Origin of the sequence: Yersinia entomophaga, from assembly GCF_001656035.1 — a bacterium.
In the GTDB taxonomy this organism is placed as follows: Bacteria; Pseudomonadota; Gammaproteobacteria; order Enterobacterales; family Enterobacteriaceae; genus Yersinia; species Yersinia entomophaga.
In genome coordinates, this window is sequence record NZ_CP010029.1 from 4245169 (window position 1) to 4258589 (window position 13421).

Sequence of the window (13421 nt, forward strand, 5' to 3'; positions counted from 1 at the left end):
TTAGTTCGCTCATATTCCTTCAGCTCTCCCCGGTATCAGTTGAATAGACTTACCGCACTCATTGCCCCAAGTATCCCACCCGTGCAACTCCTTCCTTGAAAATAACTCGATGCGCTTCACATCCCCATAAAGCATTTCCAGCCGGTTTCGAACTTCCCACGGCTTTTCGCTGTGGTGACCAAGCGGCGAGTAAACTACTTGCTTAATACTGGCGTTCAGCCGCTCCAGCCCCCGCCCGCGCACGGCGATTAACACATCTTCCGTGTTGGCTCTCGTGTAGTTACCGCCATTCATCCGTGACTGGTCATTCAGTAGGGTGAGGAAATCGTAAAAATCCTGCACCTCACCGGCGGCCAGAGCCTTGTTAATGTGCTCTTCGGCCAGTTGGTTTAGCTTTACCCAGGTGAACCCCTTCATCGTGCGCACCTGGAAACCCCAGGATTCGGCGACTTCCTGAGCCTCTTGGTTGAAATTTCCCGTGTACCACATGGCTAGCACAGCATCCGGTGCTGACATCGACCAGACAGGCAAGCGTTTCAGCTCTGCTAACGTCATCGTTCCATAGTGATTATTTGCCGCCCCGTTGCTGGCCTTGTTGCTGTACTGCCACGGCGGGTCGCAATAGATAAGCTGGTAGTCACTCATGCCGCCTCTCTTAACGCTTTCAGATGCGGCGCATTAGCCTGGAAAACTGCCTCGGCGAAACCACGAGGTGTAGCGCTTCGCAAATTAGCCCTATTCTCACTCGGAGCCATTTTATGAATACGGTCATCTGGAACCCCTACACCAACCGCCTTGAATTCATTTGGCATGACAAATCCCCCACCAGTCCATAGGCATGTTTTCTTTGTATAATTGTCATCAGGCTCGTAACCAGTAAATTGATGAGGGTGAAAGAAGAAATCAGGTTTTCGCCAGAAAGAGCTTATTTGGCTTACTGGGTTTTCAATCATGTATGGAACACGAAGCATTTCGCTAATGACATGACACTGCCAAACAACTTGCATTGCTTTAAACTGAAATGCTGGGTCAATCGTTCTTTTTGAATCAAACCATCTCGCACCGCTTACAGCTAAATCAGTGCACGGTGGAAATGCGGCTACAAATACCGGGTTATGTATTGAGCGCAATAAATCCCATACGATCGGGGTATCAATTACATTCCCAACTCGGGTTATTGATTTGGAAGTGCTAATCCCGCTGGGGTGCTGTGGGTCAATTAAGATTGCATCATACCCAGCTGCTATCCACGGGGAAGCCATAATCCCGGTTAGGTCGCACAGGCAAATAATCACGCCTTTATTCATGCCGCATTCCTTTTCCGCCGTTCGTCAATCTCATGGTCATCCCGGCAGTCAGCATCACAGAACAACCCGCGAGTAATTGCCCGGCGGCACTCATAAAAGTGGCAGCGCCCGGTGAATGTCATTTTTGGCTTTGGCCGGTTGGCTATTGCGGTGTCGATGTTGTGCTGTTCGAGAGCTGAAGCGTTATCGATATCGTCGGGCATTAGGCCACCTCTGCAATTTGGTATGGGATCATGCTAATCAGCACGTATCCCGGCTTTATATCGCCGATGTCGGCAACGTGTGTTATTTGGCGATTAACGAAGCTTCCGGTGTAGTTACCGGCGTCGAATTCACGCAGCGTTAGCGTGTCACCCACCTGGTAATTACGGTCATTGAGCCTTATCTCGGCAGTCTTAATTCCCTGGTATACAGGCGCAAAGAATTCCGGTCTGATTTTCAGTCCGTGAGTTTTCATAGGGGATACTCCAGATTTGGTGAAATCCGTTTCCGTGAGTCCGTAATTTATGGGGTATTAATTGGATGTTTTAATTTGGGTGTTAATTGAATGGATGTGTTCTAAAACCGCATTATCTACCTGGTCGTCTGTTACTAAAGGTGACCACCTAGCTATGTAATATTCCTCCGATCCTATGCTGTATTCTTCTACAGGCATAAATTGATGTTTAACTTTTTCATCTTTTCTCGTGTGGTTAACTCCGATCAGAACAGTTCCTCTAGGCGCTGTAATGATATCGGTTTTGCCATCTGGTTTTATTATTACGACTTTACATTAGGCATATATCCTCCTTTGTCAGGAGAATTATAGACCCGCTATCGGCGTACTTCGCCACAGATCAGCACTACCGCCGGGCGGCGTTCTTTAATCAGTGCGGACACGTTCTGGCATTCTGTCTGGGTAGGGTAGATGTTTTCTGAAACTGGCAGCGCTTCGCAGGCGTCAAGGCCGCAGGAACTGACAAGTAGGACAAAGCCGATTAGCATATTTCCTCACCTTCTAACCGTGTATTCAATGCCACGCAAGGCTAGCGCCGCCATGGTTTTTTCGAGTGATATCATGGGGCCATAGTCATCATAATTCGCTGGCGCTGGAAGTGTTACTGAATCTGCTGGCTTGGCCGCTGTGAATAACAAGGTACCTACCGGCGCGTCATTAATCCAACCGAGGGTTTTATTGCCGTTACAGCTAATGACTTGGCCTATAGGTTTCTGCTGTTTCAGCTCTGCAAGTTGCTCACGCAGTGATAGCAGTTCTTCTAATGCCTCCGCATCATTGAGTGCCACCTGACTATGTTCAACTGACGACCATTTCATTTCGCTAGCTATTTTTCGAATTTCTGCAATTCGTTTTTCCAGCTGTTCTTTACTCAGCATCTGCATTCCCCTCTACCGTGAAACCGGCTGCCTCTATCGCATCAAATGTTTTTGACCAACTGATAACATTACATCTTGATGATTTTAAATATATTTTCTTTGGCAATACAACCGGCTTGCTTAGCTTCTCGTTTGCCGCTGATAACGCTGCTTCACTTGCAATCAATTCGATGCGAAACTTCTCGCTCACGATGTAGTGAAGATTGCGATCACGCTGAGCCGCTTCCAGCTGGGCTATCAGTGCGTCTAAATCTGGCATTGGTACGGTTAACTGGTCAGATCCGTATGACTTGGCTATTTCAAACTTACTTTTAAGGCGAGCAATTCTCAATTCTTCGATATTCCTATCCATCATGCCTCCTGCTTGCGACGTGAGCCTTTGTATTCAGGCTTTGGCTCATGCTGTGGTTTGCAGATTGTGTGTTTTAAAATCTCAATCCAATTTTTTCTAGAATTAATCACCCATCCCCCGCCTTCAGTATCGAAAAAATTTTCATCCACAGGGACGGCAAGACGCTCCAGCAATTCACACGGAACGGCAATAGTGTCGCATCCTGAGTTGTAATATCTGATTTAAGATAAAATCTTGTCCTCTTCATAACGCCCAGCAGACTCTATTTTCCCTCTATATCCAGCGTTGTTTTCCGCCCACAAAAGTATGTAGCGGCTATGGCGCATAGTGTGATTTACGCTGATGACAAAATATTCCTTCGCCATATCAGTCACCTCAAAACGAATCGATAATCAGATAAGCAATACCCGCACAACAGATAGCGAGTATCACCGACAATATTAAAAGCCACTCGGATGGAGTGACTCGGTATTGGAGTGCCTTGTTAATGGCTTCTCGAATTTTTGACACAACTATTCCTCAGCAGACYGRCTGCCGGTTAAGTGGAGGGGTAAGGGATTTAAGCCACCAGTCCGTTAGCAGCGACTGATAGCTTCAAGCATGAGTTGAACCGCTCCGCAATCAATTGCGCTTTAAATGGGTTCCGTTCAATGCGGTTCTTCGGGGTAATCCATCCATGATGTATTCGGGRATAAGGTAGCGTCACCGCGCCTACCGTGATGTTTCCATGCGGATTATCCATATATCTGTTACCCCACGGATTCTTCCATCTCAGCTTTTCTGATGCTGTAAATGTCGATCGCCTTTTCCAGCTGGTCGGGGTGGCTAGCGAGGACACGCTGGCTGTATTTGAAGAATTTCTCCAGATCTGCAACTGACTTTGCGTTGCTGGCTGCGTTGGTGAAGTCAGCAAGCAGGGCATCAGGTGAGCGCTCATCTACTTTTGTCGTCTCCAGTTCGCCCTCGATTGGCTCCGCTTTCTTGGTGTTGATCATCTTGTTCAGGTCGGCATTGGTGCGCGGGGTTACATCTCGCTCAGGCTTTGGTTTTCCGTCCAATTCATCAGTGGAGTAAACGCCGAGAATAACCTCGGGGCAGTAGAGGCGAGACCAGCGCTTAACGGCTAGATAGGCCAATTGTTGCTTAGGGTCGCTTGCCCACAGGGTGGAGTTTCTCACCTGAGCCTGAGACAGAAGAAGCTCAAGAACGCGCGGTTCATCCTCCCCCTTCATCGTCGCCCACACTCGAATCCCTAAGCCTTTCTCGTCTGCCAGAGTCCAGTCTGGTGCTATGTATTTATTGCCGTTCTTTGAAACTTTTTCTGCGAACTTGCCGATCACGTTTTCCCATGGGCCAAACCATTCATAATGAATCCGGTCTTTTGTAGGTGCCATTGCGTAAATTACCGCGTTGACCAGTTGCGCCTCATACCCCAGCGTTCCGCTGACGACGTGGGTTTTCTGGGCAACAACAAACGGGTTCATACCCCATTGAACGGCTTGCATTGCAACAGCCATGCAATCAGCTTTGTTACCGGCAAGATGCGATGGGATTGTTGACCGGCCACTTGCCATTAGCGTTGCAAAATTTTGGATGGCCATCAGATTTTGAGGGCTAAAAATAGCCACGTTCGCATTGGTGATAGCTGGCTCATTGCTGAGTTCGATGTTGGCGATGTCAGTCATTGTTCTTTTTCCTTGCCCATGCCGGGCGGTAAATGGTTTCTACACCGCCCCATTCGTTGGTGAGTCGGCATTCGTGATAGGTTTGCAGGTTCTTTCTGTAAAGGTCATGCCCAGCGGCTACATCGTCAGCATCGAGCTGAAATACGCGGGTGGGGTATCGACCACAGTTAATGGTTTCGCTTACTGCGATAAACAGAAATGTCGGGTATTCGTTGAAGTGATTGAGATAGCCGTCCCGGTACATAGCGTCCTGCACGTGATACCGGAACTCTTCGATGTGTCGCGAGAAGCGATCCATGTCAGCCACTTTTTTCACATCCACTATGATTGGCTGACTGGTGAGAAACTTGTCCGGTCGGATCCGGCATAGTTCTGATGTTTCTTCATCCGTCCAATAGATTGAAGATTCGCAGTATCCTTCTGCTTCTAAAAAGTATCTGGCCGCCGGGTGGGCCATTGCACTCCCTTGCATCAGTTCCAGCTTCCGGTGCTGTTCAAAGTCCATTACGGTCTTCCCTGACTCTTCGCACTCTTTCAGAAAGTCCTTTTCTGCTGCCTTACCATCCGTTGTGCGCCGGTTAAACTCTGGCGCTTTGATGAATCGCTTATCGAACTCATCAGGTTCAAGTAGCAGGCAGTGGAGTGCTGTCCCCATATCCAGCGCCTTTAGCTTTTCCGTATCTACAGGCGCTGTTTTCTTCCATGTAAGTATTGCGGGGTTAATAGCCACATCATCCAGTTGCGACTTACTTACCCCCGGACCCGAGTGATAATCCTCGTTTGATATATCTTGATAGTGGCCCGGTTCCATCATGCCGCCTCATCATGCTCAGCCAGTCGCCGCTGTATTCCCAGCGCCTGTTGCCATTTGGCATTCTCAAATAGGACGTTGTAGAGTGCGGTGTCGAGCCCCTCGAAGTCGTACTCATCAACTAAAATATTGAAAGCTTCACGGTCGAATTCAGGGAGGTGTTCAAAGGTTTTAATTAGGTTATGAACCCGCAGTGCCTTTTCCTGCCTCTCTGCGACTTGTCCAGCTTGTTCTAAATCTTGCTCGTTCAATGAGCTATAAAGCTTCCTTGCTTCGGTAATGTCGGTAGGTGTCATAGCGGATTACCTTTCTGTTGAAATATGCTGAGAAACCAGCGGATCCACGGATTGGTGTTTTTTACTTTTGGCTGATGTTGGCAATAGCGACCCATGACGGCATCGCCAGTTAGTACGAATTGGTACATGAGTGGCTCCTGAAATTTAAGTTTGATTAGTAAGTGATACGAACTGAGGAAATGAGGTTCTTAGCGATAGCGGCTACACATTTCTGTGCGCAATCTTCTGGCAATCCGTTTGCAATTAAGTCGGCTACTGCTTGGCGGTTGATGGTGCGACGGTGTTCAACGTCAGCCGCGCGCTTGGCTGCTTCATCAGCAACACGTTTCTCTTCAGCTAACCGGGCATCTTCTTTCTGCTTGGCTTCACGTTGAACTCGCTCAGCTTCCTGCTGTGCTTTAAGTTTCTCGGCTGCGATAGCTTCCTGCTTCTCGCGCTCGACGCGTTCAGCTAATTCCTTGGCATCACGCTCAGCTTTGGCTGCGGCATCCTTGGCGGCCTGTTCTGCTCGTTCCTGAGCTAGTTTTGCATCACGTTCACGTTGTTCCGCTGCTTCAATGTCACGCTTGGCTTTCTCTTCAGCTTCACGCTTCGATTTCTCTGCTGCCTGTTGAGCAATGAATTCTTCATGTGCTTTCCGCAGGCGCTCAACTTCATCAGCTTTCGCTTTGGCGTCACGGTCGAAAGCGTCATTCATCAGCAGGGCCATCTCATGGTCAGACTCTTTCTTGGCTGCCCGTTCTGCTGTAATGCTGGCGTCCATTTCATGGGCTTCCTGCCACATGGCCGAGTAAGCTTCTTCGGCTGCGACACGTTCCTGTTCGGCCTCCCAATCAGTAACCGGCTTTCGGATTGCTACTGCAATATTATCCAGTTCGTCACGAAACTTTTTTCTGTTGGCATCTATCAGAGCAGGCCGTGCTTTTAGCTCAGCAACTAACTCTTTGGCGCGAACCTCAAATGCTGCTTTAGATTTACGCACTTTGTCAGCCATCGTGTATAAACGCCGCGACCCTTTGCCGTATTCAGGTCGCCAACCACTGAACCGGCTGTCTTGCGAACGTTATCAATCAGCTCATCAATGAATTTGTCATTCAGTAACGCAACTTCCAAATCTACTTTTTCAGCTGGCAAGGTGACGAGCGCCAGTTCCTTTTTTTCATCACTCATGCTCATTTCCTTATAAGTTTGCTTCGTAAAAAGACTTAATGGCGGATTCGAACTTTTTGAAGTCAAATGACCCAGCGTCACCAGCCGAATCGGATTCAATCCAAATTATTCCGTCTGCATAATTTGATATTGTGAAGTCGCCGATTTTCACCGCTTTGGACTTTCCGCTATCAACTGAGGGGTTTGTGTCTGTGTTGGTAAATAAAATACCCATGCTCATTTCCTTGTGTTTAGCCCACAGCAAAACACCGACGATGATGTCAGTTATTTACTCTGGGGATTGGTGGGGGGGGTTATTCTGGTATAGATTCAGGGACTGTTGGCTTTTCAAACTCTCCCCATGCTAGCAGAACACGCTCAGGTAGTTTGTCAGTCCAATTGCTAGTTGTTTGGTATTTGCCATCAGCGCCTAACTTGAACTCTTCGAAATACATTCGACCTTCATCTGGGTACTGAGCGTAGTAGCCAGTGAATCCAATAAACTCGCCATCTTCGTTAGTCCAGTCATCTAAGCCGCTAGGGGTGCCAGGTGGAAAATCACCATTCTCTTCAAAAGAAAGCAGTTCTTCATGGGTTGCTTCGGCGTTCAAATAATTCAACTCAACTACTCGGCGATTAACCTCTTTTAATGTTGCTATTCGCTCTGCTTTTCCATCTATACCAAGGCCGCCATATTTAATTTCATACTGGTAGATATCAACAACGGCCCATATTTTTATATCGCCTCCACGCTTTACAACTGGAAGTTCAGATGGATTTTTCCAAATTACCTCTTTCATATCTCACCTATTTAGTTGGAGGGGTTATTCCGCTTCTACAAACTCGCCATTCTCATTCAGCGAATACCAAACATCCGGCTTAATTCCGTTCTCGCCTACTTTACTGGCACGGATATGAATTAGTTCGCCTTCGCCATTTCGGTAGCACAGGACGATTGCGCCGCTTTCTGACGCTTTAGCCTTTCCACCATCACCGAATGAAGCCGCTACAGATTGCGATCCAGACACCTCTGCCGCTGACCAGTCGCCAGTGTTGGTTGCCGCTGACCGGTTGCCAGTGTTGGTTGCCGCTGACTGGTAGCCAGTGTTGGTTGCCGCTGACCGGTAGCCAGTGTTGGTTGCCGCTGACCAGTTGCCAGTGTTGGTTGCCGCTGACTGGTAGCCAGTGTTGGTTGCCGCTGACCAGTTGCCAGTGTTGGTTGCCGCTGACCGGTAGCCAGTGTTGGTTGCCGCTGACCGGTCGCCAGTGTTGGTTGCCGCTGACTGGTAGCCAGTGTTGGTTGCCGCTGACCGGTAGCCAGTGTTGGTTGCCGCTGACCAGTAGCCAGTGTTGATTGCCGCTGACTGGTTGCCAGTGTTGGTTGCCGCTGACCGGTCGCCAGTGTTGGTTGCCGCTGACTGGTAGCCAGTGTTGGTTGCCGCTGACCAGTCGCCAGTGTTGGTTGCCGCTGACTGGTAGCCAGTGTTGGTTGCCGCTGACCAGTTGCCAGTGTTGGTTGCCGCTGACTGGTTTCCGGTCATGATCTGCTGTTCAAGCGACTTATCAACTTTGCTCCAGATCCAATCAATCCCGCGCTGAATAAACTGAGGGAGGGTTAGTTCTTCTGTGATGGTTATGCTGGCGCTTGCGATTTTTGTATCGCCATCATCTTCGCGGTCAATAACACCAAATGATTCAGTTACTGCATACCGGCTATTTGTTGGCGGGTAATATCCGAAAACATCAAATGGGCATTCACAAGCGTGGAAGCCAGAGCCGCATGCCTCGACCTTGCCCTCATGCGTATACGTTTTGCCAATTTCGAACTGGTAGCCACGGCACTGAAGATTTTGGTCGAAGCCTTTAAAGGTAATAACTGTTTCTTTGCTCATGCTGCTTCCTTGAATTTTTGGAATAAAAAAGCCGCATTAAGCAGCTCGTTGTTTGTTTCAGTGGTCTTATTGCTGCCACCGGTTAAGTGGCAGGGGTAAGATCACTGGGGTTCCGAGATGAAATCTAATACTTCCTGTAAATCACCGTCACACAGAGCTACATATCCATCCGCATGCATTCGCTGAAGCCATTCAATGCTTATGTTTCGATATTGACTCATCATTCATTCCTCATTTACCAGCCAATAAAAAAGGCCGCGTTATGCAGCCTTGAATCCTGTAACCTCAATCCGACATATCGGATAGGTATAAAGCTTGTTGTCCTGAACAATCTTCTGCGCAGCTTCCATGCTGTCAGCGCTGTCACAGAACTTAATGTTCTCGTAATACGCGCCGTCGTCGTTATCCGGCTTGCCAGCCAGAACAGTGAAAGAAAGTGTCATTCTCTTACCCCTTAACTATGTGGTGGGCTTCTTTGCGGTTGGTGCGATGACCAATAAATAGTTGCCTGAACTATCTTTAACCACGTCAGGCGGCGGTGGTTCTGCTATACCCCTACAGCAAGAAATCGAATAAACTGTAATCACCCCTACAGTTAGAGAATTATTCAAATGGACGTTTTTTCTAGTTTGACTGCAGCAAAGCAAGCTTTTGATTTATTGAAGATAATAAAAGAAAGTCGTGATGAATTAGTTATCAGGAAAGCAGCAGGTGATCTTTCAGAAAAAATTACTGAGTTACAGATGCTTAATGCGGAACTCTCTGGCCTTTATCAGGCTGAGCGATACATCACAGGACAGCTTCGCGAAGAAAATAACAAAATCGAGATGTTTATTGTGCAGGCCGAGAACTACGAACTTCACAAAACGGAAGGTGGATCTGTCGTGTACAGATCTAAGTCTTCTTCCGATGACGTTATTGAGCCTCATGACCTTTGTGCACACTGCTTCGGCGATCACCAGATATCTATACTTCAGCCTAGCATTCAAACAGTTAAGTCCAATAATTTCTTTGTTCATCAGTGCCCCCGATGCCAAAATGAATACCGCATGAATAAAGTACCACCGCTCCCTGATGTACATATCCCACACAGCATGAAGCGCTACTAAAATCACTACCGCGCCGTAACGCTCTCACTCTTACGGAAGCCTGCTGCAAACTTAGCCACTTCAGGCAAACATATATTGTCCGCGCTTGGCTGCTCGGCGCTGCGAACCGGTACAGGAATCGTTGCTTTGTATACCCGAGCTGTGCAGCCTGTGAGGGCTGTAGCGATGTTCTTTTCTAACCGACCCTCTGCTGCACATTTAGCTCTGTAACGAGCTGTGCGTCGCTCTCTCGAATTCATGATTACCTCCGGTGATTGGCTTTGGTGGTGCCGGTAGTTACCGGATTTCCTTGATGCTTCTAACAGCTATCGATTTGGCATCACGTTCGCATTGCGATCCGGTTTGCTTATTCACAAGGCCGTTGTCTTACCAGCACCGCCAAAGCCAACTTCTCTTTGGTGCCCTCGTATCAGGGCAATCTAATTGTTAAAGAGCGTGCTTCCTGTCGTACCACTTCGGCGTCCTGCCGTGTTGATGGGATAAATAATCACAGATTGTGTTTTGATCGTCAACACGAATTGTGTTTAATTGGGGCGCTTAAGTGTGATGTTATTGATTTTTAATGTAATTTAATTTGAAAATAATTCAGACGTGACCCTTCGCACCTGGATATCAGGCGTGAAAAGTGTGAGGTGAGTAGTGTTTAAAGCGGGCAGGGTGGTGAGATTGTCAGATTACAGGCGCAAAAAACCCGGCAGCGGGGCCGGGTTTCTAAGCGACAGCATTTTACTTGATATAATATTTTGACAAAACCGCAATCAAAACAGCTACAACAAGAGATCCAATAATTTTCCAAGTTTGATTATTAAGTTCTTTATGTAACTCAGTTTTCACTGATTGGATGTCTTCTTTTGAAGCTAGTTTATCTTTGATGATGGCCACGTCAGTTACGAGAGTGGCGACTTTGGTTTCTAAATCTTTTACTCTTTCAAGCATGTCATCACCTCCTCCATTCCCGCTACCATGTTGACGATTATCGCCCATATCCTGATCATCTGCAATGACAGGGGCTCTGGTTATGATGTTGACCGCTTCAACCATCAGCGCGCTCCCTGCGTTTTAGATACAAAAAAATAACACTCAGCTGAATGCAATATTTTCTCATTTTCTATTTGGTCTGGGGAGGAATATATGGAACAAACCACCTTATGCGCGCCTTCATTTTTAACATTCAATCCAAGAAGAGCCATGCTTTCTATGCTCACATAATCGTCAGCTGAAGGGGATGCGGCAACTAACGGTTCAGCCGATAACTTGTCTTTGGTGTCATTCATAATACTAATGTCTTCATGGAGGACATCTACAACAATTTTATATGTTTTATAGGATCTTATGAATAACCCAAAAATTATTCCAAGATTAATTCTTCCTGGAATATTTGAGACTTTAATCCAAGGTTCTGGTTGCCTAACCACCCTGGCTGGATCACCCTCTCTGATTTCGTGGGTGTAAATAAATGATATTTTTTCCATAACCAGACCTTTATTTATATTTGCTAAATCTCTATGGGCTAGCAGTGGGTTTACCTAAGCCTCATTATTTTTCTGAGTGCTTTTACTGACTCAATTCCGTCACGATAGATAGCGCTTATATCATCATGCTGTTCAGGCCGTTTTATCCTGTCCCTGCATTGATAATATCTATCCCACACAGCTTTCAATTCTTTGCTCTTTTTGTTAGTTACTCTACGGGATAGCATTTCTATGTTTTGGTAAGGCAGCGGGTCGACGCTTAGCGAATCATTGCCCTCCCATATGCTTTGTATCAACTCCAATTCGGCTAAAATCGGTTCCGCAATAGCATTCCATTCTTTGCGATTATCGTTCCTCACGGCAGCCTTGTAGCCAAAATAGTATGTTGCAGGTAATGCAACGACTGATATAATTATTGCAATAGTTGCAACCGCATCACTGTATGTCATGGAGATATCCCTATGTCTTTCTCAGGTTCCGATATTCTTGCCACTGTCGCATTAATTGCTTCGGTTACTAACCTAACGGTCGTCTTGTTTATGTGCTGGCGTGCCCGAAATTGGTAGGGCTAGCAGTGGGTTAGGGTATTAGACTAACCGCATTTTGGTTTCGACAGCTACGCCAATGATTTTGCAATTCCCATTAATCGGCACAAGAGGCCATGCGGGGTTAAGACCACGCAAATATTTAGCTCCGCCGTCAATGATCAGTTTTTTAAATGTAGCTTCGTTAGCTGTTTCCAGCTTCGCAATAACTAGACTGCCGTTTCTTGCTTCTCTTCCAGTATCGAAAAGAACGAGTGTATCTTCAGGAATGCTAAGCCCAGTAGGGGCTGTCATCGAGTCACCCTCAACACGCAACCAAAAGCCATTACCTTCAATTCTCGCGTCTGACTGAAACCACTCATCGATATCTTTTAGTGCGTAGGGTTCAATAGCTTCGCACCATGCCCCGGCACTAACCCAACTGATTAGTGGATATTTCTCCCCCTTGATATTAGGGCCAACGTAAGAAAAATTTGATGGCTCCTGATCGCCAAAAAGAATTTGAGATGCCGAAACCCCCAAAACCTTAGCGATTGTTTCTGCATCGCTAGTGCTTAATTTTCTAGCGCCAGATTCATAATTCCCAATTCTTGACTGTGATTTCCATCCGCACAGGCTTGCCAAGGCCCCTTGGGTAAGGCCTTTATTTTCTCTAAGGCTTTTCAGCCTTTTTGCAATTTCATCATTCGTATTCATGCACATCTATTTACCACAATCCGTGTTAATTGGCTTTCACGATTTGTGTTGAAATTAAAACACAAAACGTGTTTAATTGAGGTTGAGTGAATCATTAAGGAAAACCAAATGAATCAAATTGCCACAGTACGGAAAAAACTTGGCGTCACTCAGTCAGTTCTTGCAAACACCTGCGGTTGGAAACAGTCACGAGTTGCCAACTATGAATCAGGTATCCGAGTTCCTGATCTTGAGTCATGTCGTCGAATAGTAATGGCGCTTAATGAGTTGGGAAGCAACGACACATTAGATGAAATTTTCCCGCCAAAAGCTGCATAGAAACACCGCTCTTTACACAACTTAACCGCCCTGACTCGAGGGCACCAACAAAGTGGTCAATCCCACGGACTGACTACGCACTTAATCAGAAAGGGAAGTATTACGCATGGAACGTGCAAGCACACGCAACAAGGCTCGAATCATTGAGAGCCAACTACTGAACAAGATTGCATTACGAGGCGTCACTGATATTGCTGACGCTGTTGGCGTTGATAAGTCACAGATATCACGCTGGAAAGAAAGCTTCATTCCGAAGATATCAATGCTTCTGGCTGTTTTGGAGTGGGGAGTGGTCGATGACGAGATGGCAAGGCTGGCTAAGTCAGTGGCGTTGCTGCTCGCAAAACAAAAATCCCCGGCGGCCACCAGGGATTCAGCAGAGCAGATAACAATGTCGTTTTAACTGGACAAAACA

General features: G+C 47.0%; 26 protein-coding genes. 3 read left to right on the forward strand and 23 right to left on the reverse strand.

Going from position 1 to position 13421, the window contains the following annotated elements; genetic code table 11:
- Positions 1-9: 9 nt before the first annotated feature.
- The 19 genes from PL78_RS19100 to PL78_RS19165 form a co-directional block, all read right to left on the reverse strand.
- Positions 10-645: an MT-A70 family methyltransferase gene (locus tag PL78_RS19100; protein ID WP_064518123.1), complete on the reverse strand. Its 636-nt coding sequence runs from the start codon at positions 643-645 to the stop codon at positions 10-12.
- On the reverse strand, positions 642-1307 hold the full coding sequence (locus PL78_RS19105; RefSeq protein ID WP_064518125.1) for a hypothetical protein: 666 nt from the start codon (positions 1305-1307) through the stop codon (positions 642-644). Before PL78_RS19105 ends, PL78_RS19100 begins: the two co-directional genes overlap by 4 nt.
- Positions 1304-1510, reverse strand: coding sequence for a hypothetical protein (locus PL78_RS19110; protein ID WP_064518127.1), 207 nt, complete (start codon positions 1508-1510; stop codon positions 1304-1306). Before PL78_RS19110 ends, PL78_RS19105 begins: the two co-directional genes overlap by 4 nt.
- A complete protein-coding gene (locus tag PL78_RS19115) occupies positions 1510-1764 on the reverse strand; it encodes a DUF3850 domain-containing protein (RefSeq protein WP_064518129.1) in 255 nt (84 codons plus the stop codon). The genes PL78_RS19110 and PL78_RS19115 overlap by 1 nt, the downstream gene beginning before the upstream one ends.
- A 356-nt stretch (positions 1765-2120) precedes the next feature.
- Positions 2121-2291 carry a hypothetical protein gene (locus tag PL78_RS20620; RefSeq protein WP_167349944.1) on the reverse strand — a complete coding sequence of 57 codons (171 nt, stop codon included), beginning with the start codon at positions 2289-2291 and terminating at the stop codon, positions 2121-2123.
- A 6-nt stretch (positions 2292-2297) separates the two neighbouring features.
- Positions 2298-2681 carry a hypothetical protein gene (locus PL78_RS20660; RefSeq protein WP_064518130.1) on the reverse strand — a complete coding sequence of 128 codons (384 nt, stop codon included), beginning with the start codon at positions 2679-2681 and terminating at the stop codon, positions 2298-2300.
- On the reverse strand, positions 2671-3036 hold the full coding sequence (locus tag PL78_RS19125) for a hypothetical protein (RefSeq protein ID WP_128821942.1): 366 nt from the start codon (positions 3034-3036) through the stop codon (positions 2671-2673). The genes PL78_RS20660 and PL78_RS19125 overlap by 11 nt, the downstream gene beginning before the upstream one ends.
- A gap of 218 nt (positions 3037-3254) precedes the next feature.
- Positions 3255-3398 carry a hypothetical protein gene (locus PL78_RS20510; protein ID WP_158513777.1) on the reverse strand — a complete coding sequence of 48 codons (144 nt, stop codon included), beginning with the start codon at positions 3396-3398 and terminating at the stop codon, positions 3255-3257.
- 194 nt (positions 3399-3592) lie between these two features.
- Positions 3593-3775 (reverse strand): DUF1317 family protein, encoded by a 183-nt coding sequence (locus PL78_RS19870; protein WP_071925625.1) that lies wholly within the window; start codon positions 3773-3775, stop codon positions 3593-3595.
- 7 nt (positions 3776-3782) lie between these two features.
- The gene (locus PL78_RS19130) at positions 3783-4718 is read right to left on the reverse strand and encodes a RecT family recombinase (protein ID WP_064518134.1); all 936 of its coding nucleotides are present in this window, start codon (positions 4716-4718) and stop codon (positions 3783-3785) included.
- Positions 4711-5529 carry a PD-(D/E)XK nuclease-like domain-containing protein gene (locus PL78_RS19135; RefSeq protein WP_064518578.1) on the reverse strand — a complete coding sequence of 273 codons (819 nt, stop codon included), beginning with the start codon at positions 5527-5529 and terminating at the stop codon, positions 4711-4713. Before PL78_RS19135 ends, PL78_RS19130 begins: the two co-directional genes overlap by 8 nt.
- Positions 5529-5825, reverse strand: coding sequence for a hypothetical protein (locus tag PL78_RS19140; RefSeq protein WP_064518136.1), 297 nt, complete (start codon positions 5823-5825; stop codon positions 5529-5531). The genes PL78_RS19135 and PL78_RS19140 overlap by 1 nt, the downstream gene beginning before the upstream one ends.
- On the reverse strand, positions 5822-5953 hold the full coding sequence (locus tag PL78_RS20935) for a hypothetical protein (RefSeq protein ID WP_256966774.1): 132 nt from the start codon (positions 5951-5953) through the stop codon (positions 5822-5824). Before PL78_RS20935 ends, PL78_RS19140 begins: the two co-directional genes overlap by 4 nt.
- 26 nt (positions 5954-5979) lie before the next feature.
- The gene (locus tag PL78_RS19145; protein WP_143711283.1) at positions 5980-6819 is read right to left on the reverse strand and encodes a hypothetical protein; all 840 of its coding nucleotides are present in this window, start codon (positions 6817-6819) and stop codon (positions 5980-5982) included.
- A complete protein-coding gene (locus PL78_RS20425; protein ID WP_128821940.1) occupies positions 6762-6995 on the reverse strand; it encodes a hypothetical protein in 234 nt (77 codons plus the stop codon). The genes PL78_RS19145 and PL78_RS20425 overlap by 58 nt, the downstream gene beginning before the upstream one ends.
- 10 nt (positions 6996-7005) lie before the next feature.
- The gene (locus PL78_RS19150; RefSeq protein ID WP_064518138.1) at positions 7006-7209 is read right to left on the reverse strand and encodes a hypothetical protein; all 204 of its coding nucleotides are present in this window, start codon (positions 7207-7209) and stop codon (positions 7006-7008) included.
- A gap of 79 nt (positions 7210-7288) precedes the next feature.
- Entirely contained in the window at positions 7289-7774 is a 486-nt protein-coding gene (locus tag PL78_RS19155) for a hypothetical protein (RefSeq protein ID WP_064518140.1), read from the reverse strand.
- A 24-nt stretch (positions 7775-7798) separates the two neighbouring features.
- Positions 7799-8866: a DUF7666 domain-containing protein gene (locus tag PL78_RS19160; RefSeq protein ID WP_064518142.1), complete on the reverse strand. Its 1068-nt coding sequence runs from the start codon at positions 8864-8866 to the stop codon at positions 7799-7801.
- A gap of 260 nt (positions 8867-9126) precedes the next feature.
- Entirely contained in the window at positions 9127-9309 is a 183-nt protein-coding gene (locus PL78_RS19165) for a hypothetical protein (RefSeq protein WP_064512099.1), read from the reverse strand.
- 168 nt (positions 9310-9477) lie between these two features.
- On the opposite strand from PL78_RS19165, the gene PL78_RS19170 reads away from it, so the two are divergent.
- Positions 9478-9975 carry a hypothetical protein gene (locus PL78_RS19170; RefSeq protein WP_064518144.1) on the forward strand — a complete coding sequence of 166 codons (498 nt, stop codon included), beginning with the start codon at positions 9478-9480 and terminating at the stop codon, positions 9973-9975.
- A gap of 726 nt (positions 9976-10701) precedes the next feature.
- Here the strand turns inward: PL78_RS19170 and PL78_RS19180 are convergent.
- The 4 genes from PL78_RS19180 to PL78_RS19195 form a co-directional block, all read right to left on the reverse strand.
- Entirely contained in the window at positions 10702-11016 is a 315-nt protein-coding gene (locus PL78_RS19180) for a hypothetical protein (protein ID WP_235600990.1), read from the reverse strand.
- Positions 11016-11447 (reverse strand): hypothetical protein, encoded by a 432-nt coding sequence (locus PL78_RS19185; RefSeq protein WP_064518147.1) that lies wholly within the window; start codon positions 11445-11447, stop codon positions 11016-11018. Before PL78_RS19185 ends, PL78_RS19180 begins: the two co-directional genes overlap by 1 nt.
- A gap of 50 nt (positions 11448-11497) precedes the next feature.
- Positions 11498-11896, reverse strand: coding sequence for a hypothetical protein (locus PL78_RS19190; protein WP_050336370.1), 399 nt, complete (start codon positions 11894-11896; stop codon positions 11498-11500).
- Positions 11897-12034: 138 nt separating this feature from the next.
- Positions 12035-12694, reverse strand: coding sequence for a LexA family protein (locus tag PL78_RS19195; protein WP_064518149.1), 660 nt, complete (start codon positions 12692-12694; stop codon positions 12035-12037).
- Between the two features lie 102 nt (positions 12695-12796).
- On the opposite strand from PL78_RS19195, the gene PL78_RS19200 reads away from it, so the two are divergent.
- Positions 12797-13006 (forward strand): helix-turn-helix transcriptional regulator, encoded by a 210-nt coding sequence (locus PL78_RS19200; RefSeq protein ID WP_049602436.1) that lies wholly within the window; start codon positions 12797-12799, stop codon positions 13004-13006.
- A gap of 106 nt (positions 13007-13112) precedes the next feature.
- Entirely contained in the window at positions 13113-13409 is a 297-nt protein-coding gene (locus PL78_RS19205; protein WP_049602434.1) for a CII family transcriptional regulator, read from the forward strand.
- The last annotated feature ends 12 nt before the right edge of the window (positions 13410-13421 follow it).